Source organism: Desulfitobacterium elongatum (genome assembly GCF_055378975.1).
This window is the reverse complement of the sequence record NZ_AP038772.1, coordinates 870,810-894,714: the sequence shown is the minus strand read 5'-3', so window position 1 is coordinate 894,714 and position 23,905 is coordinate 870,810. Positions and strand designations below refer to the sequence as shown.

The 23,905-nt window shown below is 41.9% G+C and carries 20 protein-coding genes and 2 riboswitches; of the genes, 3 read left to right on the top strand and 17 right to left on the bottom strand.

Features of this window, described 5'->3' with window-relative positions:
- Nucleotides 1–33: 33 nt before the first annotated feature.
- The 3 genes from ACZ42W_RS04055 to ACZ42W_RS04045 form a co-directional block, all read right to left on the bottom strand.
- Nucleotides 34–843, bottom strand: a complete 810-nt coding sequence (locus ACZ42W_RS04055) for an alpha/beta hydrolase (RefSeq protein WP_464168710.1) — start codon at nt 841–843, stop codon at nt 34–36.
- A gap of 3 nt (nt 844–846) precedes the next feature.
- A complete protein-coding gene (locus ACZ42W_RS04050) occupies nt 847–1,386 on the bottom strand; it encodes a PadR family transcriptional regulator (protein WP_464168708.1) in 540 nt (179 codons plus the stop codon).
- 274 nt (nt 1,387–1,660) lie between these two features.
- Nucleotides 1,661–2,287, bottom strand: a complete 627-nt coding sequence (locus ACZ42W_RS04045; protein WP_464168707.1) for a flavodoxin family protein — start codon at nt 2,285–2,287, stop codon at nt 1,661–1,663.
- 163 nt (nt 2,288–2,450) lie between these two features.
- On the opposite strand from ACZ42W_RS04045, the gene ACZ42W_RS04040 reads away from it, so the two are divergent.
- Both ACZ42W_RS04040 and ACZ42W_RS04035 read left to right on the top strand, forming a co-directional pair.
- Nucleotides 2,451–2,852, top strand: coding sequence for a MerR family transcriptional regulator (locus ACZ42W_RS04040; RefSeq protein WP_464168706.1), 402 nt, complete (start codon nt 2,451–2,453; stop codon nt 2,850–2,852).
- Nucleotides 2,853–2,918: 66 nt separating this feature from the next.
- Nucleotides 2,919–4,028, top strand: coding sequence for an aldo/keto reductase (locus ACZ42W_RS04035; protein ID WP_464168705.1), 1,110 nt, complete (start codon nt 2,919–2,921; stop codon nt 4,026–4,028).
- 103 nt (nt 4,029–4,131) lie between these two features.
- Here ACZ42W_RS04035 and sugE read toward each other — a convergent pair whose 3' ends face one another.
- The 14 genes from sugE to ACZ42W_RS03965 all read right to left on the bottom strand — a co-directional run bounded on the left by sugE (nt 4,132) and on the right by ACZ42W_RS03965 (nt 22,210).
- Entirely contained in the window at nt 4,132–4,452 is a 321-nt protein-coding gene (gene sugE / locus ACZ42W_RS04030; protein WP_464168704.1) for a quaternary ammonium compound efflux SMR transporter SugE, read from the bottom strand.
- 51 nt (nt 4,453–4,503) lie between these two features.
- Nucleotides 4,504–4,609: riboswitch (guanidine-I (ykkC/yxkD leader) on the bottom strand.
- A gap of 56 nt (nt 4,610–4,665) precedes the next feature.
- A complete protein-coding gene (locus ACZ42W_RS04025; RefSeq protein ID WP_464168703.1) occupies nt 4,666–5,151 on the bottom strand; it encodes a pyridoxamine 5'-phosphate oxidase family protein in 486 nt (161 codons plus the stop codon).
- Nucleotides 5,152–5,216: 65 nt separating this feature from the next.
- Nucleotides 5,217–5,318: riboswitch (guanidine-I (ykkC/yxkD leader) on the bottom strand.
- A gap of 230 nt (nt 5,319–5,548) precedes the next feature.
- Nucleotides 5,549–7,879, bottom strand: coding sequence for a PEP/pyruvate-binding domain-containing protein (locus ACZ42W_RS04020; RefSeq protein WP_464168702.1), 2,331 nt, complete (start codon nt 7,877–7,879; stop codon nt 5,549–5,551).
- The gene (locus ACZ42W_RS04015) at nt 7,863–8,525 is read right to left on the bottom strand and encodes a TetR/AcrR family transcriptional regulator (protein WP_464168701.1); all 663 of its coding nucleotides are present in this window, start codon (nt 8,523–8,525) and stop codon (nt 7,863–7,865) included. Before ACZ42W_RS04015 ends, ACZ42W_RS04020 begins: the two co-directional genes overlap by 17 nt.
- A gap of 270 nt (nt 8,526–8,795) precedes the next feature.
- Nucleotides 8,796–9,146 (bottom strand): DUF2200 domain-containing protein, encoded by a 351-nt coding sequence (locus ACZ42W_RS04010; protein ID WP_464168700.1) that lies wholly within the window; start codon nt 9,144–9,146, stop codon nt 8,796–8,798.
- A 347-nt stretch (nt 9,147–9,493) separates the two neighbouring features.
- Nucleotides 9,494–12,040 (bottom strand): S8 family peptidase, encoded by a 2,547-nt coding sequence (locus ACZ42W_RS04005; RefSeq protein ID WP_464168699.1) that lies wholly within the window; start codon nt 12,038–12,040, stop codon nt 9,494–9,496.
- A gap of 18 nt (nt 12,041–12,058) precedes the next feature.
- Nucleotides 12,059–13,051 (bottom strand): AAA family ATPase, encoded by a 993-nt coding sequence (locus ACZ42W_RS04000; RefSeq protein WP_464168698.1) that lies wholly within the window; start codon nt 13,049–13,051, stop codon nt 12,059–12,061.
- Nucleotides 13,052–13,165: 114 nt separating this feature from the next.
- A complete protein-coding gene (locus ACZ42W_RS03995; RefSeq protein ID WP_464168697.1) occupies nt 13,166–13,378 on the bottom strand; it encodes a helix-turn-helix domain-containing protein in 213 nt (70 codons plus the stop codon).
- Nucleotides 13,379–13,749: 371 nt separating this feature from the next.
- The gene (gene ppdK / locus ACZ42W_RS03990; protein WP_464168696.1) at nt 13,750–16,404 is read right to left on the bottom strand and encodes a pyruvate, phosphate dikinase; all 2,655 of its coding nucleotides are present in this window, start codon (nt 16,402–16,404) and stop codon (nt 13,750–13,752) included.
- The gene (locus ACZ42W_RS03985; RefSeq protein ID WP_464168695.1) at nt 16,397–17,218 is read right to left on the bottom strand and encodes a pyruvate, water dikinase regulatory protein; all 822 of its coding nucleotides are present in this window, start codon (nt 17,216–17,218) and stop codon (nt 16,397–16,399) included. Before ACZ42W_RS03985 ends, ppdK begins: the two co-directional genes overlap by 8 nt.
- Nucleotides 17,219–17,262: 44 nt before the next feature.
- Nucleotides 17,263–17,907, bottom strand: coding sequence for a helix-turn-helix transcriptional regulator (locus ACZ42W_RS03980; protein WP_464168694.1), 645 nt, complete (start codon nt 17,905–17,907; stop codon nt 17,263–17,265).
- 248 nt (nt 17,908–18,155) lie between these two features.
- A complete protein-coding gene (glyS, locus tag ACZ42W_RS03975; RefSeq protein WP_464168693.1) occupies nt 18,156–20,228 on the bottom strand; it encodes a glycine--tRNA ligase subunit beta in 2,073 nt (690 codons plus the stop codon).
- Nucleotide 20,229: 1 nt separating this feature from the next.
- A complete protein-coding gene (gene glyQ / locus ACZ42W_RS03970; protein WP_464168692.1) occupies nt 20,230–21,120 on the bottom strand; it encodes a glycine--tRNA ligase subunit alpha in 891 nt (296 codons plus the stop codon).
- Nucleotides 21,121–21,538: 418 nt separating this feature from the next.
- Nucleotides 21,539–22,210, bottom strand: coding sequence for a phosphatase PAP2 family protein (locus ACZ42W_RS03965; protein WP_464168691.1), 672 nt, complete (start codon nt 22,208–22,210; stop codon nt 21,539–21,541).
- A gap of 227 nt (nt 22,211–22,437) precedes the next feature.
- On the opposite strand from ACZ42W_RS03965, the gene ACZ42W_RS03960 reads away from it, so the two are divergent.
- A complete protein-coding gene (locus tag ACZ42W_RS03960; RefSeq protein WP_464168690.1) occupies nt 22,438–23,664 on the top strand; it encodes a cache domain-containing protein in 1,227 nt (408 codons plus the stop codon).
- The last annotated feature ends 241 nt before the right edge of the window (nt 23,665–23,905 follow it).

Here is a 23,905-nt window from a genome sequence, read left to right as displayed (position 1 = left end):
TGTCCTATAAGTATGGAATCTCCAAAAATTAAATTATTCACAAAAACTTTTAATCGTTGAAACAACTCCTTCATCCTTGAGGTATCCAGCATGTTTAATCCCTTGAAATTCAGTAACACGAGCATCATTAAAATAATTTACTAACGAATAGGAAATCGACCGATCCAGTGTACCATCAGAATCGGATGTGATAATCAAAGTTGGTTCTGTTACAGATTTCGCATATTCTTTTGTATTAATATTGTCTGTAATAAACCAGCCCAATGGACTATTAAAGATTGGAATAATTGCATTGTATAAATCAAAAACATCTCGATATGGAGTAACTAACACCAACTTTTTACAGCCTTTTTCTGATGCAAGATAGGTTGCTATACCTGTACCATAACTATTTCCCATAATATATATATTATCTTTATCTATATAATCCAAATCGACAATATAATCATAGAATCCTAATGCTGCTTCTTGCATGGTTTGTAAATTCATTGATCCTTTGCTTTCCTGACTTCCAGGGTAATCAACAGATACAAATGCATAATCATCAAAAACCTTACCATAGTCTAATACCGCATTGTAAGCTATTTCTTTAGAGCCACCAAAGAAAAGAATCGTTTTCTTGGCCTGAGTAAAATCAGTGCTTCTTACATATCCAATTAAATCTTTTTCTTTACCTATCTCTAATTTTTTTACTGTGTTATCTCCCTGTGTATATTGTTCAGTATTCTTATAAAAAGAGTAACTGATATATCGAAACACTTGATTAAAGGCAATGCCACAAAAGACAAATAAACCCACCAATACGACAACACCAATCATTGTCAGCTTAATATTTTTATCCATGCCCTAACCCTCCAGGATCTTTTTGGCCTCTTCACACCACTCTATATATGTCTTATAAACTTTTTCTCCAAATAGAGCTGTCAACAGATAGTAGCTATGCGCCTCCTCTTCTTTCTGAATCTTCTTTAATTCGCGAACAGCCCCTTCTAAATAAGGCAATTCACCTTTGATCTTTGTTTCGAAATCTAGGATGTGACCGATTGTTACCTCTGGACCAATCTCACTTCCAAAGAAAAGCTTCAGTAAAGTCTCGTATCTTAACTCATCTTTTGTCACAGGAAATACAAGCCATTGTTTTAAATACTCTCTTCCCGCATCCGTAATTGTATAAATTACCTTATCTCTTCCCTTATCTGTTATCTCAAGCTTAGTTACCAGGCCGTCTTGAAGGAGGGAATTGAGTGTAGGATATATACTTCCAAAGCTTGCACTCCAGAAAAATTTAAGTGCTGTATCCATTCTTTTTTTTATCTCGTACCCCGTCAGCGATTCATGACTTAACAGTCCAAGAATCACACAATCCATTTTCTTTTCATTTGCCATTTTAAACCTCCTGAGCCTTTACTCAAAGAATTACACACATATCAGCTTGATATATAGATATTATATCAAGCTGATATATAAGTCAAATGTCAAAAAAATTTAAAACTTAAGTTTTTTAAATTATTTTTGGCCAAATATACTACCGGTAAAAAGAAAAAGACATGCAAAATTTGCATGTCTTTTTTGGTTTTGTTCTTTCTCCTATAATAAAACCTTAAGAGCCTATATCGTTGCTCCTTGCTTGAACTGGCTTTTTAGTATTATCCTTTATTCCTTAGCGGATAAAATTGGTCATAACACGCTCTTCTTCAATCGGGAAAGGAATCTTGCCTTTGCTGGCATCAATCACCTTGAGCAGCCAAGCCATTGCCCGGGCATTTTTACGGAGGGTCTGGATACCCTCTCCGTCTTGGTGAACTTCTCCTTCGCTTCTACCATAGCCAACAGTCCAGTACTGGGACGGCGGGGTAACCGTTTGTGCCAAATTGAGATAGTTATTAAGCTGATGTACCACATCCACTCCGCCGGCACGACGAACAACTGCGACTGAAGTCGCAACCTTATATTTAAAATAACCCGAACTGGTATAGAATACTCGATCGAGAAATGATTTCATGGTCCCGGCAATTCCTGCATAATACGTTGGCGAACCCAGGATAAATCCATCGGCTTCGCGCATTTTGGCCGCTACCTCATTGAGAATGTCATCTTTAAAAACACATTGGTTCTGTTCGGAAGTAAAACAGTGTCCGCAGGCGATACAGCCATGAATGTTCTTGTGTCCGACCTGAATGATCTCGACTTCAATGCCTTCCTTTTTCAACTCATCAGCCATCAGCTGCAGTGCTTGTCCTGTATTGCCGTTTTTACGGGGACTCCCATTAATTGCAATAACTTTCATCAATAACCCTCCTAGAATTGATTATATACGTAATTATAAATCTTAGAGTAAACTATAAGTCAATAGGCAGCTTATAAAAAAATTCCCTTGGATAAGCTTGACTTAGAGTTAACTGTAAGTCGTACAATATTACTATACAATAAAAATCGAGGTGACGATGATCATGGAATACAGCATAACACAAGCCGCCAAGAAGATGCATTTAACAACCTATACTCTAAGATACTATGACCGCGAAGGCTTACTGCCCAGCATCTCAAGGACGAAAGCCGGCAATCGCGTTTTTACCGAAGCTGATCTGGATATGCTTTTGGTTGTCTGTTGTCTAAAAAATACGGGAATGCCGATCAAGGAGATCAAGCAGTTTACGGACTGGCAACATGAAGGCAATCATACCCTTCATGCCCGTCAAGATATGCTGCTTAAGCATAAAGAAGATGTATTGAAGCAAATGGAGGATTTAAAAGAAAATCTCCGTTTGCTTGATCATAAGCTCGATTATTACCATAACGCCTGCCATGCTTATGACGCAGGATTGCCCATTCCTTCTTGTTGTGAAACCTGAAAAAAATAAGAAGTCATTTTTAAATCAAATCATTTTAATAAAATTATAGAAAGAAGTGACCCATCAATGGAGTATGTTCAATTTGGTAAAACGGATTTAAAGGTATCGCGCTTTGGCCTTGGATGTATGAGATTTCCCTCCAATGAAGCTGACGCGATAGAAATGGTCCACTATGCTATTGATCATGGTGTCAATTACGTGGACACCGCCTATATATACAAAGACAGCGAAGTGATTACTGGGAAAGCATTGAAAGACGGCTACCGTGAACGCACCTATTTAGCCACGAAAAGCCCAATCTTCTATATCACCAGTCATGCCGACTTTGAAAAATATCTGGATGAACAGCTCCTACGGCTCGGTACGGATTACATTGATATTTACCTGCTCCACAATCTAAATCATGAACATTGGGAAACCGTAAAAAAATACGATGGACTCACCTTTCTCGATAAAATGCTTGAAAAAGGGAAAATCCGCCACAAAGCATTTTCCATCCATAATACCTTTCCTGCTTTTAAGGAAATTGTGGATTCCTATGATTGGGAGATGGCCCAAATTCAGCTCAACATTTTAGATGAACACCAACAAGTCGGTATTGAGGGGCTGAAATATGGAGCAGAAAAAGGTCTGGCCATGGTCATCATGGAACCGCTGCGCGGAGGCTCTCTGTTAAATAATGTCCCAGCAGAGATAACTGAATTAATCAATACTTATCCTGAAAAGCGCTCACTCATTGAATGGTGCTTCCGCTGGCTTTATAACCGGCCTGAGGTTTCCGTTATCTTAAGCGGTACAAGTTCATTAGATCAACTCAAAGACAATCTGAGAATCTTTGATCATGCTGCGCCTAATGTCATGTCAGAAAGCGATCTGGAGTTAATCCGCAAAATCCAGGATGTTTATGAAGGGAGAAAGCGGATTGGCTGCACAGGCTGCAAATACTGTATGCCCTGCCCGCATGGAGTCAATATCCCAGAAATCTTTAAAGTCTATAACAGCTATCAGTTCTCCAAGCCCCAAGGCATAGATAAGCTTTTTTATCAAAGAAATCTACGTACTCCCGGCTCAGGGGCTGATCAATGTATCACCTGCGGCCTTTGTGTACAGCAGTGCCCCCAAAAGCTGGAGATCCCTGATTTGTTGAAAGAAGCACATCAGGAGTTGACTGTCTAATCGATCTTCTCCCCTATCCATCGAAGTGGGAATTCTGACCTAACAGAATCCCCGCTTATTTTATATCCTTATTTATTTCTATGAACGCATAGGAAAATCTAATTTAATGAGCAGATACAATTTTCAAGCCTATAATTCCTATAACTATAAATCCAATAAAGGTTAGCCTTATTGGGTCAACAGGTTCTTTGAACAGTATAATTCCCAAAATTACAGTCCCTACTGTGCCGATTCCTGTCCAGATTGCGTAAGCTGTTCCTAATGGAAGATTTCTTAAGGCTAATGATAAAAAATAGAAACTTGCTATCATCCCCAATATTGTACATATACTCGGTACAAGTTTTGTAAACCCTTGGGAATACTTCAAACCTACAGCCCAGCCCATTTCTAAAAGTCCTGCAATAACTAATAGTATCCATTTCATGTTCTTCACTCCTTATATAATTAATAAAAAAGCCCGGAAGATACTTGTAATATCTCCCAGGCTTTTATCCTTCCGTGAACACAGATAAACCGTGCGTTTTATCTCGGTCCAGGCCAGTTCTTTTTTAAAAAACTCCGGAACCCTATAAAACCAAAATATAAAATTTTCTTAAAATAGACCAATCGCCGTTTTTTCACATTATGGAACACTTTATTATCTTTTAGCGTTGACGTATTCAATGGCTTCCTTGCCAGTCATGTGCTCGACGTCAATTGCAATTATATAAGCTTGCGTACATCCGGTTATTTCCTTATGTTTGGCTTCTTCAGGCTGATCTGCTGAATACTTTTCAACTAAGGCCTTAATAGCTTCCAGCCATTCATCACCTTCCACAATTCTTGCTTTACCAAAAGCAATAACGCTGCGGAAATAACTGGTAAATTTTTCGCTTACTATCGTATCTTCATCTATTACTGAAAATGATACCTTAGGGTTCTTCATAATAGCATCGATTTTATGTCCAGCTTTTGCTGAATGAAAATAGATTTTGTCATTGAAATAGACATAGCTAAGTGGAACTGCATAAGGATAATCTTCATCACCTAAGCATGCCAGGACACCATTTGTGCATCTATCCATTACAGCTACGGTGTCTTCCATTGATAATAATTGCTTACCTCTTCTCATCTCTCTAAACATTAGTTATTTCCTCGCTTTCATCACATAATTATTAAATCTAAAAAACCCGGAAGATATACTTTAATATCTCCCAGGCTTTTATCCTTCCGTGTACACCGAGAACTGTGCGTTTTATCTTGGTCCAGGCCAGTTCTTGCATAGACTGCGGAACCCTATAAAACTTTAAATATGAATTTCTCTTTTAATATAGTACCATAAGTCATCGATTTTTTTCAATTTTTATTTTAATTGGTCTTTGTTGCTAACAGCGGCCTGGGTGGCTGCAACCATAAAAGACCAACCTCTATTTTTTACTATTATGGAACACTTCTTGTAACCATTAGTTTCATAAGCTTTCATTTGTGAATGTGTTGAACTTTCAAGTGTTGTTATTGCTTTTTAAATTACAAATCAGGGCTCAACTTTTTTTCGTAACAACACCAATACTGCCGTTTACAATAACCAAATCCCCTGTTTTTAGCCCGGTTGTTGCTATTCCACAGCCTACAACTGCAGGAATCCCCAGCTCCCTCGCCACAATTGCAGCATGAGATAAAGGTGCGCCGAGATCGGTAATAATGGCGGCAGCTTTTGGAAACAGTGGTGTCCAGCCAATGTTTGTCGCAGTAGTTACAAGTATTTCTCCCTTTTGAAAATCTTTTGCCTCATCAAAGCTGCGCAAAATACGCACCCTTCCTTCCACTGTGCCCGGGGCTCCGGCAAAACCTTTAATGTCGTTTTTGTCTATTGTTGGCACCTGGGCATTAGGGTCGTAGTAGTCCTGCCTCCGATCCTTAGAATTATTCCATTCCTTGGGATTAAACCTTCCTCTAATCAACTGTGGGAAAACAGGCATCTTTTGATATTCTTCAAAACTCTCGCGTCTTCTCGCGAGCTTATCCAGCATTTCAATGTCGCCCTGCAAAAACTTTGGAACTTCAAAGCAATACATCATAAATATATCATTACCAATCCCTGTAACAGAGCCGATTTTCAGCAGTAAATGCCTCATTACTCTAAAAACCTTTATAAACTCATTCCTCAGGGATTCACGGGTATTAGCATCCTTAGAAATAGTTTCAAGCTTTTTCTCCAGCCATTTTTGCTTCGAAGGGAATTTTTGCGCAAAAAGTATCTTGCCCTTCGCAAATTCACTATGTTGCTTTTTTATGAGCTCAGTGGGTCTTAGATTGCTGTTTTTGTATTCCTTAATTTGATGATCTATAAACGAAGGATTGTCTGCAGGGTATTCATAATAAACCTCAAGCTCATGAGGACTTCTATGACCATAAAGCTCCAGGTATTTTTCATGGGTTAAGCTGCCATTAATCACTTGTTCTATTGCCAGCAACGGCTGCATGCTTACAAGAGTTTGTTCGCCGCTGAAATTAGAACATAACAAATTGGCCAATTCTTCGCCTGCCATCTTAGAAAGCTTTTTCCGAAGTGTGGCCAATGTTGCACTTCCAGCTCCTCCAAACCAGATATACCATAAAGCCGATAAGAAGGGCCGTACGTCAGATGTCCAAAGCTTATACAAATCCTCTTTAGTGTTTGCGGCTTCTATGCTTTCAAGTGTTTTGACATACCACACCGGTGTATATTTTAAATAATAGTCCTTTTGTTTTTTTGAATCGCTCATACGTTTTAAGCTTTTCTTAGCCCGCAGGAACATTTCCTTGATTAAATGCGCTGTTGCAAAAGGATAAATAGGCACTTCTATATTCTCAGGTATATATCCAAAAACATCGCTTATAAGCTCCTTTGCCTTTGGAACATTATATCCCAACACTTTTAACGAAGAAATCATAATGCTGATATTGGAATATGTTCTGCCGCAAATATTGCCGAACATAAAATACCCAGGTACTTTCTGGCACTCTAAATCCATCTCATGCAGCAAACTCCATGTAAATGGACTCATTACGTCAGGTACAGCTTCCCCTACGTTATTACTGCTCCACAGGGCATCAGTATCCAGGCTTTGATTGATTTCATAGGTATCATAATTAATGGTTTGAAGAGTAGTGATGGGGCGTGCTTGGACAATATAAAGCTTTCCGCCTTCCACAACCCATTCAATATCCAGCTTGCAGCCGAATATCTCCTCTGCTTTCAAAGCAGCCTTATACATGGCCTTTGCGTATGGGGCCAGAGATCTATCCCCTTGGTATTTTCCGCCCAGCCTTGATATCGTAAAAGGATAGGCATTTTTCTCGCCAGACACAAGCTGCTCTCCTGCGCCAAAAACAAAGTTTCCTACCATATTTACATGACTGCCGGTAATAGGGTCTGCAGAAAAAAGCACACCTGCCATTTTTGCATTGATCATGATTTGAACTACTACTGCAATTTTGTGACCATTATTTATGCCGTGAACCTTGCTGTATTCCATCACTCGCTCAGATTTTGCTGAAACGGCAACCTTTTCAATTGCAGGAAATACATCAGTACTTGCCACATCCAACACGGATTCAAACTCCCCCGCAAATGATGTTCTTGCACTGTCCTCTGAAAGAGCGGAGGAGCGAACAGCAAAAGTACTGTCAGGCAGCATTTCAAGACATTTTTCTATGTCAGAGTGTACTTCTTTTTTCAGCTTATTGTTCTCAAAAGCTGTAGACAAAATGACAAAACCATTGGGAACAGCAATCCCGGAATTATACATCTTACAAAGAGAAGCGCCCTTCCCTCCTGCGAAACCAATTGTTTCATTGGTGATGTCACTGTAACTATAGGCAAATTTCATACTCTTTCTCCTCCTTATAAAATGCCGTGCGCAGTACCGTTATATATTCATCCATTTCCCTTATATACCGCTCATGTTCTTTGCTGTAATCTTCAACGCATTTTTTCGGTGAAGCTTGAGATTCACTATAGCCCCTCAGGGTAAATATGATAATATCGACTGCCTTTTGGATATCCATATTTTCTTTAAAAAGAGATTGATCAATGTTTTTAAGTATCTCATTTTGTGCATCGAAATACATTTGATCTGCGTACTGATGGATTTTTCCAGCCACCGCAGGGTCCTTTTCAAAAAAAGCGGTTGCTACAAAATCAAAAATTGCAGGATATTTATTGGTCAGCTTTAACTTTAAGGAGAATGTATTCCGCAGCCTTTTTAATATATCCCTTTCCTTCATGTCAATTTGTGCATAGTATTCCTTCATTATTGTAGCGACTGCATATTGGAACATAAATATAAACAAATCCTTTTTCGTGCCGAAATAATGGAAAAGCAAACCCTTTGATATCTCTGCCTCCAAGATTATTTCATCCGTTGTGGTTTTTTTGTAACCGTTCTTGGCAAACTTGCTCATGGCCACTGTAAGCAGTGCGTCACGCTTTGTAGCCTCCATTGTAAATATCTTATGTTTTGTCAATTCTTCCACAGAAAAATCCTCCCACAATTTCCATTGACCAGTTTAGTCAATCATAGTGTAGTATCATTGACTAATTTAGTCAATGGATTTTTATGTTTATGCTGAATTTAATAAAAATAAGGTATTGCACTTAAAAATCACTAATTTTTAAGTGCAATACCCTATACTTTTTGAGCCTTACTTCGAAGGCCCAATCTCGGATTTTTACTATTATGGAACACAAAAAAACCGATTCTTTATATTTTATATATAGAATCAGTGTTTCTTCGTATTTAATTATTATTTCCGCAAAATCTTATCCATCGCTTTTCCCTTTGCTAACTCATCGATCAGCTTATCCAAATAGCGAATTTCCTGCATAGTTGGTTCTTTGATGTCTTCCACTCGGACACTGCATACCACACCTTTGATCAAAGCCCTCGAAGAATTCAGTTGGGGAGCTTCCGCAAAGAAGGTCTCAAAATCTGTCTGTTTTTCTAGTTGCGCTTCTAACTCTTCCTGGCTATATCCTGTCAACCAACGGATGATTTCATCGACTTCTGTTTTCGTACGTCCTTTTTTCTCCGCCTTCGTAACATAATGGGGATAGACACTTGAGACACTCATTGTATAGATATGATGTTTGGTCATGATACATCCTCGCTTATGGTTTTCTCTATTGTATCGCGAAAAATAGTCGGGTTCAAACGAAAGTTACTGAGTAAGTGGTCTGAATTTATCGTAATGGCATTACCAGCGCCATTGGAACCTCCCCTTAGATGAGTTATTTTCGATTTTATATCCCCCAATAAGAAAGGGTATAAGAAATAGGGTATTGTCTCAAAATTTTAAGAACAATACCCATAATTCATTTGTACGTATGCATTTTTTTATTTGTCTTTGTTATTAACAGCGGCCTGTGTGGGTGCATACATTTAGGCCCAATCGCTTATTTTCACAATTTAGTTACACTTCTTGAAATAGCATTATTTTAACCTTTAGAACAAATCACCGCTATAGTCAACTTCAACATTAATCTCTTGATTCTCAACGGTAGTTTCAACCTCAACCTGATTATTCAGACGTATATATTCGTAAATCTCAATATTCTGGTCAATCGCCTCGAAACTCACGGCAAGAGCGTATTTCGCCTTAAAAAGGCTACCCCAGCCTTTATGCCCACGGACGGCAATGCAAAATTCATCACTCAATTGACTGGCATTTACAACACACCAGTCTTTTTGCAAAGTTTGTCTTGGTCGCGCAAAACCTTTCGCTTGGCCCCAGTTTGGCCTTTCATGAATCACCCAAGGGAATTGACCATCGTCTTGTCCAGACAAATCCGCCTGAAAAATCCTAGCTTCAAAATCCTGCCTTGTCTCGTTCTTCTTGCTACAAGTCCAATCTAGCCAAGTTGAAAGATAGCTTCTGTGGCTTCTCCTTGTTCTCTTTGGCTTTGCAGCGTATGAGAGGGTTATTTCTACGAGAATATTGTAGTTTTCACCCAAGTTTCGCAGTTCATTTGGCACGTTAACCGTATAAACGTGGGCTTCACCATCACCGATTTCCATTAGTTCCATAGAGGTTAATGTTGCCCGATATTCATCATTATGTGTGGCTCGTCCGACATCGGGCAAACCATAGCCTATTCGCCGAAGCAATGTCTGGCACTCTTCAATAGAGAAAGCTGAATGTACATTCAACCACCGCGCTGACTGTGCGATCAAAGCGCGATACAATAAGGCGGGTGAATTGGGTAACACTTTTTGAATTTCAGAAGCTATATATGTAACCTTCGGTGCCGCAAACGATGTTCCAATGTCGTCTTTTGAAAAAGCTGGACCTTGTGGCGAACGACGAATTAATTCAGGACAGACTTCCTCAGGGGTTGTCAAATCCACAGCAGCACCTACTTTGTTAATTGCATGAGTTCCTCCATATTCCACTACATCAGGTTTTATGCTATCCCAAATACCAGGCCCTACGCGGGAGAAAGATGATACTTCACCATTTTTCCCCAAAGCAATAGTATCATCAGTCTCAAAATCGCTATGCGAAATCGACCCAACGGTCAAAGCCTGCAGACTTTGTGCAGGGTTTGATATTTGTGAAAGTGACTGACCAAGATAAGCCGGATAAGGATATCCCGCTTGTATATGTGCCTTTATTACGTCGGTTTTCATATTTCCTGCAGCTTGGATGAATAGAACATCATTCTCATATGATACCTCGTCAATTTTCGCCGCCCAAGGGGACATATGCTTTAATTCATAGAATGGTTTACGCTCGCCTACTGAGTGATTGTAAATCTTTGTTATTTTATGTGCATCTACAGCAAATCGCTTTACCACTGTATCGATTATGCCCTCACGACTCACATCGTCAGACATTCCGTTATTACTTGCTAATATCTTCACGTTTCTTATGAAGCATGGGAGCTGGTATGTTCCGCTGGTCGGAACACCGTTAGGATATAATACGGCACCTGCAACTCTGGTACCATGACCCCCGTAATTAACCTCGTCGGAAGTATCTGTTTCATGTGGTATCAGGCAAACAGAATCCGTCGATACAATGGCTTGCTGAAGATATTTGTGGTTTTCTTGAATTCCACTATCGATGACACAAACCACAGGGCTCTCTGACGAGGGTGCATTTATAGTAAGGCTTTCAGATACTGCATGAGTATTTTCTACAGCAATTTCTACTACAACCTCCGCCTTAAGTGAGACCTCAAAAATATATGAATAGTTAAGGGTGATGTCACGTAGCCCGCTTCCAGTTATTTTCAGTGTTACGGAGAATGTATCGCCATCCTCGATGAACGAAGAAATGAATTCGCCATTATAATCTCGGACGATAGTTTCCAATTGCGTTTGTCTTTCCATTATTAATTCGTCGACTTCTTGGTAGTACTGGTCAATCTTTATTTTAATTCGGTTGTTATATTCATCTTCAGACTCGTTTTCCCTTTTGCTCGGTAAATTAGGCGGCGATGCGGTGCCGGCACAACTAACTGAAATTTCAACTGTGTAAACCATATCGTTTCCCAAGGTACTCCATTGGGCATATAAATCAGCAGACAATATGCGCTTTAAGCGGTCTTCATCGGTATGTAACGCATAGACCTTAGCAATGTTTCCGGTTCCTCTGATATTAGAAACAAACCCGTCGACTTTCTGCAAAAAATCTGCAAGGTCAGTCTGTTCTGATGACACGACAATAAAGCCTTCGTCAAGATCGCAAACAACTTCAAAGCCTAAACCTCTCAGAAATTCGACATCGGTTGTTGGTTCAATTTCGAGCAAGAAAGGCACCCCGCCTGCAATGGTAGGTAGATTCTGATTTTGGCGCGCAGTTTGACGCTCCTGCCAAAAGCGGGACAATCCTTGTGCTTGCGAACGGAGATTGCCGTGGTGCGCTTGTCGATTTTGTTTATTATGTGCAGTAGCCTGTTTACCGGGAATGGGCGTTTGCGGGTACTTTGCTTGTCCCGTCTTTTTCAACGGAAACGGCAAGTGCATAAAGTCATTTGTGCTAGGCATAAGATTTTCCTCCTATGATTAGAACTTTGAACCTTCGGCTATGGCCTGTTCAAAGTGTGCTTTATCTACACTTTTATTTCCCGCCAAAACGCCATACTTTGCGGCACGTTGCGCAGTCAGTACAATATTGGCATATGAATATCCATCCATTTGTTCTGCAAGAGTGCGAAAATCAACGCTTGCATCCACTGGGATAGCGGAAAGTGTCATCTTCAGCAGTTTTTCACGTTCCTCGGTTTGCGGCATAGGAATTTCAATAACATCATCGAATCGCCGAAACAATGCTTCATCCAACTGTATCTTTAGGTTAGTTGTCGCTATAATCAGTCCAGGGGCGTTGTACTCGTCAAGTAGTGTTAATAACATATTTACGATTCGTGGGACTTCGCCGACATCCTGCGTTGTTATCCTCGATTTGGCAATGAAATCACACTCATCCAAAAGAAGAACCACCGGCTCTCTCTTGCAGTAATCGAATACAGCACGAAGATTTGAAGCCGATTCCCCAAAGTATGAGGAAAGCAAGGCATCAAAACGAACTTTAAGGAGCGGCAACCCCAAATTCCACGCAATTCGCTCTGCACTGAGTGTCTTGCCGCACCCAGGTAAACCGTGCAAGAGAATCTTTTTCTTAGGTGAAAGGTTATATTTACCAAGGCGTTCCCTTGCCGCATATTCCTTTTCAATTGATTGCAGACGCTTTTCTACATCAGACGGCAACACCATATGATGTTTCAGAAGTTCGCGAGGGACAAATGAAACAAGTTGAGAATTATCACGCTTACTTGTCGGCAAAGCGGAAACACCAGTCCCATTTCCGATGTTAGGCTTATCTCCGTACAAACTAAACCTCGGTTTCTCGGTAACACTGATGTGTTCGAGAGAATCGGCTAGCTTGGCATGACCGAGCTGCCGTTCTTCACTTATTATCATATTGGCTATCTTTTTTAGGGACACGACGTCTTCAGAGAAGATTCCTTTGAATAGCCTTTTCATTAACTCCGCTTTCATAGATTGATTACTCCCCAGTTTAAATTGATGAGATTCTACCGTACATTATTATTTAAGGTAAAACCTTCCTATCATGCCTCTACATCATGTCCTTTAAGCAATCTCCAGTTGGGTTTATTTCCTCTCATCATCCACGACATCCATGATATCGCCAATATTACATTCTAACGACTTGCAAATGCGGACAAGGACGTCGGTGGTAACATTGTCTCCTCGGTTGAGTTTATTAATGGTATAGGTGCTGATACATGCAGTACTTGCCAAGTCTTTCTTTTTCATATCCTTATCAATAAGAAGTTTCCACAGCTTTTTATAGCTAACCGACATAAGCACTCGCTCCTAATAAAAATGAAGAAACCTTAATCGCTGTTGAAAGCATTATATCACTTGACAATAAGAATCTCAATGAAAAATAGAGTGATGACAATATATTTCATCAATACTAGTTGCAAATATGATAATAAATGGTTAATAGGATCCCTCGAAATCTTTTTTATTTTAACCTCGATTATCTCACAGCAAGTGTTCAATAATATCGTAGTTTTAGCCTCTTTTCTGTTCGAAAATGCAAGAAATGCATTAAAATAGGGTACTGTCCCTAAAATTCTTAAGTGACAGTACCCTTATTCTATTTCCGTTAAAGCGCTCGAATCCTTAGTATACAAGGGTTTGAGAGACATAACTTTATGATCTCAAACTTATTTCGATTGGTCTTTGTTGATAACAGCTGCCTGGGCTGCAGCTAAGCGGGCAATTGGTACACGGAAAGGAGAACAAGAGACATAGTTAAGACCAAGCAAGTGGCAGAATTCGATGGAGGAAGGATCTCCGCCATGCTCGCCACAGATTCCGACTTTCAAATCTGGATTTGCAGCACGCCCAAGCTGAACTCCCATTTTCATGAGCTTGCCGACGCCATTGCGATCAAGAACAGCAAAAGGGTTTTGCTCAAGGATGTTTTTATCGAGGTACGCAGGGAGGAATTTCCCTTCCGCATCATCACGTGAGAAGCCTAAAGTGGTCTGGGTCAAATCATTTGTCCCAAAAGAGAAGAAATCTGCAACGGTCCCTATCTCATCTGCAGTAAGAGCTGCGCGCGGAACTTCAATCATGGTACCGACTTTATAGGCAAAGCTAACGCCCTGCTCCTGCATAACCTCAGTGGCTATGTCTTCAGTGAGCTTGCGAAGCATCGCTAGTTCTTTGACATGGATGACAAGAGGAATCATGACCTCCGGATGAATCTCATACCCTTCCTTAACGAGGCGAGCAGAGGCTTGGAAAATAGCACGGGCCTGCATTGCATAAATCTCAGGGAAGGTTACCCCGAGGCGGCATCCGCGGTGACCAAGCATTGGGTTCATTTCCGAAAGAGCTCGAACCTTTCTTAAGAGAACTTCCTTCTCCTTAAGTTCCTCTGGCTGTGACCCATTCATTTTAAGCTTTGTAATATCCACGACAAGCTCTTCCACATTAGGAAGGAATTCATGAAGTGGGGGATCAAGGAGGCGGATTGTCACGGCGAGACCCTGCATGGCTTTGAGGATTCCATAGAAGTCCTCTTCCTGCATCGGGAGAAGTTTTGCCAGAGCTTCTTCACGCTCCTGAAGAGTCTGAGAGAGAATCATTTCTTGCACGATCGGAATCCGTGCCGGATCCATAAACATATGCTCTGTCCGACATAGCCCAATCCCTTGTGCCCCGAAGTCCCTTGCTTTCTGCGCATCGCGCGGGTTATCAGCATTGGCAAGCACTTTTAGGTCACGAATATCATCTGCCCATTCGAGCAATTCCTTGAATTCTTCACTGAGTTCGGGGTCAATCATGGGGACAGCCCCTTTGATTACGCGACCTGTAGTTCCATCGATGGAGAACATACTTCCTTCTGGATAGGTCACTCCGTTGATGGTCAGGGTATTTTCTGTATAATCAATCCTTAAGGCTTCGCAGCCGCATACAGCTGGTTTTCCCATATGACGGGCGACAACCGCAGCGTGGCTTGTCATCCCACCGCGACTCGTTAAGATTCCTTGTGCTGCAAGGATTCCATGGATGTCATCGGGTGTGGTCTCAGTACGAACAAGAAGTACTTTTTCTCCAGCATGCCCTAAACGCTCCGCTTCATCGGCATCAAAGACGATCTTTCCTGAAGCAGCTCCCGGCGAAGCAGGAAGACCTTTAGCCAAGACTTCTAATTTTGCCTCAGTATCCATCCGACGGTGAAGAAGTTGACCCAGCTGACCTGGCTCAATCCGAGTAATCGCTTCGTCCTTGGATATTACTCCTTCACGACTCAACTCAACTGCAACACGAATCGCTGCTGGAGCAGTACGTTTACCATTGCGGGTCTGAAGGATATAGAGACGACCCCGTTCGATTGTAAACTCGATGTCCTGCATATCCCGGTAGTGATCTTCTAAGCGATTAGCAATCTCGATAAATTGCGCGTAGATTTCTTTATTTTCGTTTTCTAAACTCTTAATGGGTTGAGGAGTACGGATACCTGCGACGACGTCCTCCCCTTGGGCATTCATTAAGTATTCCCCGTAGAGGGCTTTTTCGCCAGTGGAAGGATTTCGAGTAAAGGCAACCCCAGTCCCTGAATCCGTTCCCATATTTCCGAAGACCATGGACTGAACGTTAACCGCGGTTCCGATATCATCCGGAATGCTGTTAATCTTACGGTAGACAATCGCCCGGTCGTTGTTCCAGGAACGGAACACGGCAAGAATCGCTTGCTCAAGCTGTTTCATCGGCTCGAGTGGGAAGGGACTTCCCGTGCGGCGTTCAATCAGTTTCTTATACCCTTCAACGACCCCTTTTAGGCTCTCCGCTGATAGTTCAGAGTCATAAGTAACCCCTTGCTTTGTTTTAGCATCCTCGAGAATGCTTTCAAAGTGATGATGATCGACTTCGAGAACGACATCCCCAAACATTTGAATGAAACGACGATAGCTGTCATAAGCGAAGCGCTCATTCTGAGTGGAAATAGCCAGACCTTGTACGGTTTCGTCATTGAGTCCTAAGTTTAAGATGGTATCCATCATTCCAGGCATCGAGAATTTTGCCCCTGAGCGCACAGATACAAGAAGCGGATTTTCCTTATCACCAAATTGTTTACCAGTCGCTTTTTCAATATCCGCAAGTGCAGGTCCGTTCTGATCCCAAAGTCCAGCCGGGAAATTCCGGTTATTGGCATAATAGTCATTACAGGCTTCAGTCGTAATTGTGAATCCTGGGGGTACTGGTAAACCGATATTGGTCATCTCAGCTAGGTTAGCCCCTTTTCCCCCTAATAAATCTTTCATTGAAGCCTGCCCTTCACGGAATAAGTAAACAAACTTCTTAGACATTTTGCTCCCCCTTAAATAATATCTCTAATATTCTGGAAGCAGTCTCTTCGACAGCTTTTCCAGTGGCATCGATAATCGGGCAACCCACTTTTCGCATGATTCCACGAGCATACTCAAGCTCCTCCATGATCCGCTCGAGACTCGCATAATCCGCTGTTGCCCCCAACCCTAGGGTTCTTAGACGTTCTGTCCGAATCTGATTAAGTAAATTCGGCTTCAACGTAAGACCTATCACTTTTTGAGGAGGGATTCTAAAAAGCTCCTGCGGAGGGGAAACTTCGGGAACAAGTGGGATATTGGCAGCCTTGATTCCCTTATGCGCTAGATACATACTGAGTGGAGTTTTTGAAGTTCGAGAAACCCCGATTAAGACAACATCTGCATAGAGCACCCCGCGAGGGTCTTTTCCATCGTCATACTTCACTGCGAACTCGATTGCTTCGACTTTTCGAAAGTACTGTTCATCCAAAAGGTGCGTAACATTCGGGGTATAACTAGGCTCAAGGCCGGTTTCTTCAGAGAGCATCTTCATAAGCGGGCCTAAGATATCTAAGGTTCTTAGCCCTTTTTCTCTAGCCTTACTCTCCAGGTAAATCCGAAGCTCTTTGAGAACAAGAGTATAGGCTAAAATCGCGTGATCGATTACCGCTTCTTCAATAATTTCATCGATATGCGCTTCATCCTGCACATAAGGAACTTTGCGAATTTTCGTTCGCACCCCTGCAAATTGAGCTGCTGCCGCTCGGCTTACAAATTCTGCTGTTTCTCCTAAAGCGTCAGATATAATATAAATGACAGGCATCTCTTTTGTCACACTACACCTCCAAGAAAGACTTGAAATCAAGGAAATCTATCGAATCAACAACTTCCTAGTTTCCCTATCTGAACAAAAATCTTAGTTACATTTGTTTTTGTGAATCGGCCGATGACTTCATAGCGTTCTTCGCCCTTCTCATCGATAAAAGCCTCAACCACTGGCAAGGTATCGATCTGATGCTGCGTTAGTTTCTGTGCTGCATCAAGCACCGGCTCGTCAGGAGTTGTCATGATGATATTCGGCATTCGTGTCATAATAATGTTCACGGGGACCTGCTGGAGATCTGTTTTCCCTAGGGCTGATTTAAGTAGATCCTTGCGAGAGACCATGCCAAGTAGTACTTGATCTTCTCCAACGACGATTAAACTTCCGACATTCTGTGTAAACATGGTCACGATCGCATCGTAGATACTGATACCGTCCCGTATCGACGTCGGAAGCGATTTGAAATCCCCGACTCGAAGCTGACGAAGCCTCTCACTTATCGGAGAGGGTTCACTTTTCTCCTTAAAGAAATATCCCACTCTTGGACGTGCTTCTAAGACGCCTGCCATCGTTAAAATCGTTAAATCGGGGCGCAAGGTTGCTCGTGTCAAATCCAGTTTTGCGGCAATGTGCTCCCCAGTGATTGGACTTGAATTCTTTACTATTTCTACAATTCGTGCCTGACGTTCCGACAACTCCAACCCATTTTCACCTCAGTTCATGCTCATTACTTTTACATATATTCAGTAGTTTCTTCAAATGTGACATACTAATTCAGTTTTTACACTTAATTATTCCACACAATTTCTCTTTTTCCTTCTATATATATTTTCCAATTGAAAAATATTTTACTTGATTTTTTTTAGAGAAGTTTGATGAGCTCCTTTATGGGAAGGTTTTGGATAAAGTGAAGGCGTTCTACAGGGTAACTGTAGAACGCCTAATATTTTTATGCTAACAAGCTAAGCTCACCGATACATCCTAAGATCTCAACGCATTCACTGAGAAGTGCTAAGCGGGCTTGCTTGAGGTTCTCATCCTCGACCATGATCATGACGGCTTGGAAGAGATCCTCGATAAAGGGAACGAGTTCGGAAGCAACATGATAGGCCTTCTCGTATTCACCCATCTGAACGAGGTTGTCGAACCGTTCTCTTCGTAGTGAAATGGCTTCGGAAAGAGCGATTTCGGCTGGGTCAACGAGAACTTTCGTATCAAGCGGTTGGGGTTCAGCCTTTTTACTTAAGTTCATGCAGCGGATATAAGCTTGAGAATAAGGAACGAATTCTGGGGTTTCCCGTTTCTCTGCGAGTACTTGCGCTTTCTTAGCTACCCGAGTAATCTGGTTGCTGCCTTGGGCAAGGACTGCATCCACTGTGTCATAACGAAGTCCGTGCTCTTGAAGCACAAAACGTAGACGTTGTTGGAAGAAATCCTGTAAAGCGCTTAGAATCTCTGTTAAGGGCAGAAGCTTCACACCTTGACGAATAAAGTTCTCATACGCTTCAGACAGCAGCTTTTCCATGGAGAGATCCCAGCCTGCTTCTAAGAGGATTCCCACGATTCCTTGGGCCTGGCGACGCAGTGCGTAGGGGTCTTGCGATCCAGTAGGTTGAATCCCGATTCCAAAGGACCCGACGATAGCATCGAGCTTATCTGCGATGCTGACAACCTGTCCGGTCAAAGACTTAGGGAGATCATCCCCAGCAAAGCGGGGTTGGTAATGCTCTAGAATTCCAGTGCACACTTCAGGCTCTTCTCCACTTAAACTGGCGTAGTTGGCCCCCATGATTCCTTGGAGTTCAGGGAAGTCATACACCATTAAGGTCACGAGATCTGCCTTGGCAAGCAGGGCAGTCCGCTGGGCGAGTGCCTTTTTCTCTTCTCCCATTCCGAGCTGCTCCACAATGGTACGGGACAGTTCACACATACGCTCGACGCGCTGACGTACGCTTCCCAACTTCTCATGGTAGGTTATCTTTTCCAGCTTATCAACGAGGTCCACCAAGGGAGACTTCTGATCTTCCCGATAATAGAAGGCTGCATCCTCCAGACGTGCCTTGAGGACCTTTTCATTCCCTGCTTTAACTTTATCTAGAGCATAGCCATTTCCGTTGCGTACTGTGATGAAGTACGGGAGAAGCTTTCCTCCCTTATCACGTACGGGGAAGTACCGCTGATGCTCTTTCATCGGAGTGGTGATAACCAGCTCCGGGAGATGCATATACTTCTCTGCTACCTCACCAAGTAAAGCGGTTGGATATTCGATAATGTGGCTGACTTCTTCGAGAAGATCTTCGTCTTCATCGACTATCCCGCCCGCCTTTTGAGCTAGCTCTTGAATCTGGCACCAAACGGTCCGACGACGCTCTTCTGGATCGACGATGACAAAGTCTTGACGCATCTTCTCACTGTACTCGGCCGGATTCTCAATCGTCACCGTACCACCCAGTGTGCGATGTCCCCGAGAGACTTTCCCAGACTCTAGACCTACAAACTCAAAGGGAATGACGTCCGTTCCAAAGAGAGCGACGATCCAGCGAATGGGTCGCGCAAAACGGAACTCTAAATCTGCCCAACGCATCGGCTTCGGAAAATGAAGACCAGTGATCAAGTCCAAACAGAACTTCGGCAAAAGCTCCTGAACAGGTTGTCCGATTTCTGATTTCCGTGCATAAACATAAGGCACACCGTTTAATTCCTGAACATAAAGCTCTTTGGGGTCGACTCCTTGTCCACGAGCAAACCCTTGAGCTGCTTTCGTCGGATTCCCGTCTGCATCATAGGCCGCTTTTACTGCCGGTCCCTTTACTTCTGCTGTGAAATCCGTTTGTTTTTCGGAAAGGCCTTGAATAAGCACAGCGAAGCGGCGAGGGGTGGTATATACTTTGAGTTCTGCAAACTCAAGACGCAACTCGAGTAGGCGTTTTTGGGCTTGCTCCTGGAGTTGAGTAAGCACTCCAGGCGCAAACTTCGCAGGGATTTCTTCCGTCCCAATCTCAAGTAGAAAATCCTTAGCCATCTTATTCTACCTCCTTTCCAGATTGACCTTTAAGCAAGGGATATCCGAGTTTCTCACGTTGTTCGACATAAGCATGCGCACAAAGTTTAGCTAGATTCCGAACTCTAGCGATATATCCGGTTCGCTCTGTAACACTGATGGCTCCTCGAGCTTCGAGAAGGTTAAAGGTATGAGAGCACTTAAGCACATAGTCATAGGCTGGAAGAACGAGTCCTTTTTCTACGACTCGAATGGCTTCTTTCTCATACATATCAAACCAAGTCTGAAGGGACTCGACATCAGCTACTTCAAAGTTGTAGTGGGAATAATCGATTTCGTTTTGAAGATAGATGTCGCCATAGGTGATATCCCCGACATACTCAATATCGAAGACACTCTCTTTATTTTGGATATAGGTGGCAAGACGCTCTAAGCCATACGTGATTTCTGAGCAGACAGGTTTACAGTCAATCCCTCCGCACTGTTGGAAGTAGGTGAACTGAGTGACTTCCATTCCATCCAGCCATACTTCCCAACCTAAACCCCAAGCTCCAAGGGTCGGGGATTCCCAGTTGTCTTCAACAAAGCGGATATCATGTTCTTTCGTGTTGATTCCTAAGCGTTCTAAGCTTTGTAGATAGAGTTCTTGGATATTATCCGGCGAGGGCTTGATAATCACTTGGTATTGGAAATAGTGCTGTAAACGGTTCGGGTTCTCCCCATAGCGGCCATCGGTCGGACGACGTGAGGGCTCAACATACGCGACTTTCCAAGGCTCTGGGCCCAGTGCTCTCAAAAAGGTATTAGGGTTAAAGGTTCCTGCCCCTTTTTCCATGTCATAGGGCTGAGCAATGATACATCCTTGTTCTCCCCAGAATTGGTTCAGGGTAAGGATCATGTCCTGAAATTTCATGGTAAACCTCCCACTACGTTTTTGCTTTTCAGATTGTTAATAAATTTTTATTCATTAAGCCAAAGGGGTGTAAATAAAAATAAAACTCTCGTCCCCGTAGCCTAATGCTACAGGGACGAGAGTATCTCCCGCGGTTCCACCCTGTTTGATTCCATTCTAGCTATCTTTCATCCTTAGGATGTATGATAACTTCTCAGGAATCCTCCTTCTTTGAAACGCACTCCGAGTTGCCCTAATTCGTTTAACCCACTTGGTTTTCACCCTTCCCAAGCTCTCTCTAGGGATTTACGAATCTTCCTCTCATCATCGTACGATAAGGTTCAATTTGGAAATAATTATAGTCTGATTCTGATGTTCTGTCAAATAATTTACGTTACAGAGCTTACCTTCTAATTTTCAGCATAGGCGGAAATGGACTTTAGGTTAAGTTTTCGTGCCCGATATTTTCGTCGGCAAACCGACTGGGGAATAATGCAGGGTTAAAATAGATTTTATAGACAAAAATGTACACAACAACGCCGAGCAAAATTCCAAAAGCGACATCAACAATAGAATGCTGCTTAATAAAGACTGTCGATAAAATTATTAAGAAAGTAAGAATCAGCGTAAAGAACTTAATACCTGAGCGTTTTCTGAAGCAAGCTGAATGAGTTATACCTGTGTAAAGAGAAATAGAAACGGCAACATGAAGACTGGGGCATACATTTGATGATGAATCCCCTAACTGTAGTAACCTTACCCATTGTGAAAATATATCAGCTGCATATACCTCCGGGCGAAGTGATTGATAGTTTGGAAATAAAATATAAACGATCAACCCGATGACCATACATAAATTAACGGATAAATAAGTTTTTCTCAGGTCTTGCTTTGATTTTTTAAGAAGAATAATTCCAGTGGCCACGATAAATATGAACCAAGCAAAATACGGAATAACAAAGACTGGCACAAAGGGAATCAAGTCATCAATCTCAGATTGAATCTTATTTCCTGCCAAATTAATATTGTCCACTAACAAAAAGATATTAATAAGTACCAAGTAAATATAGACTTGCCATAAAGCCTTATCGTCTTTTATTTTACAAAACACATGATCAGCCTCTATTTCTACAGATTTGTGTACACATACTTTCTCAAATCTTGTCCAACTTGGAAAATACCACTATATTTTATACAATTCAAAATAAATTATTCCTCATTTTTCGAGTTAAGGCCAACGCAATAATTAAAGGTTTTTTGAGAAGATAATAGAATAATATGATAATTGAATAATATTCTGAAAGATTGGGCTAATACTAAAATATAAGGAGATCCATTATGCGCTCACTACGACAGCAAATACTGGTATTGATGCTAGCTTCGTTAGTATTAATGGCAGCTAGTTTTATTCTTATTCTGGGCTTTCATATGCGAGAACGTGCCATTTCAGCCGCAATTATTAAAGCACAGTCCGATTTAGCCACATGTGCAGAAATCATTAATCTGAAGTATCCCGGAGATTGGCGGGCAGAGAACGGAAGTTTATATAAGGGGCAATCTCTTATCTCCCTTCAAAATGATGTGGTCGATTCCTTAGCTGAGCTTACTGGTGATACGGTAACCATTTTTCTCAATGATACTCGCGTCGCCACAACGGTTAGAGGAAGCGATGGGGAGCGGGCCATCGGAACTAAGGTCTCTGAAGCTGTGGCAAAAAAGGTTCTTAAGAATGGAGATCATTATCTTGGCGAGGCCAATGTCGTGGGACAAATCTATCAAACAGCCTATGAGCCAATTCGAGATACCCATGGAAACATCCTGGGGATGCTGTATGTAGGAATCTCACGGAGTTATACTCAAGAACTCATCGTCAATTCCCTCTGGCAAACGGCTATCCTTGGGGTGGGAATTACACTGGTTGTCAGTCTTTTAGCTTGGTTTTTTATCGAAAGAGTCATTATCCGGCCTCTAAGAAACATTACTCTAGGTACACGCGACTTAGCTACAGGGCATATCACCGATAAGGTCGAAGTCTCGGGACCTAAAGAAATCGGGGAATTAGCCTCAGCCTTCAATCAAATGATTGAACGATTAGAGAATCTCGCTAGAGGCCTTGAGAATCGAATACCCTCTAAAGATGCGGTTCAATTAACTCTGAATAAGGAGACATTGAATAAGAAGGAAGAGATCATAGGTAAAAAGGAAGAGCCCATTGAGCAAAAGAACAACGTTGAGCCCCCTCTAGAGATGGGCGATCTTAACCCTTCAAATGAACACCATGAAATCAACAGCTCTGGACATCAGGGTTTTAACTATCGAGACTATGTGGAAGAGCATGAATTGCCTAAAGGCTTAAATAAGGCAACTTTAATACAAATCATGAACTTTCTTTTGGAACAAGAGGATTCCTTTTCAGCCGAGGATGTCGCTGAAGGAGTAAAGCTTACCCGAGTCACCGTAAGGCGGTACCTCGAGTTTCTACAAAGCTCTGGGGAATTGACTTCGCAATTGAAATATGGAACTGTCGGGAGGCCCGTTCGTATCTGGTGCCGCAATAATACCTGAATTAAGAATCTGTAAACGTCAAGGCCTTGTGAGAACAAGGTCTTTCTTAATTTACATAAGTCCATTTTTTATTTTCTTTATCTTCATAAACGTGACAGTGATTCAAATCACAGTTAAGATAAAATTACATTCTATATTTTCAGAAAATTCCGCCTTTGTGAAAATGAAAACAATCTTGTAGAAAAAGAGAAAAGATTGTACTCACAGAAACAGCGGAATCTGTATCAGAGATCAAGAGAGA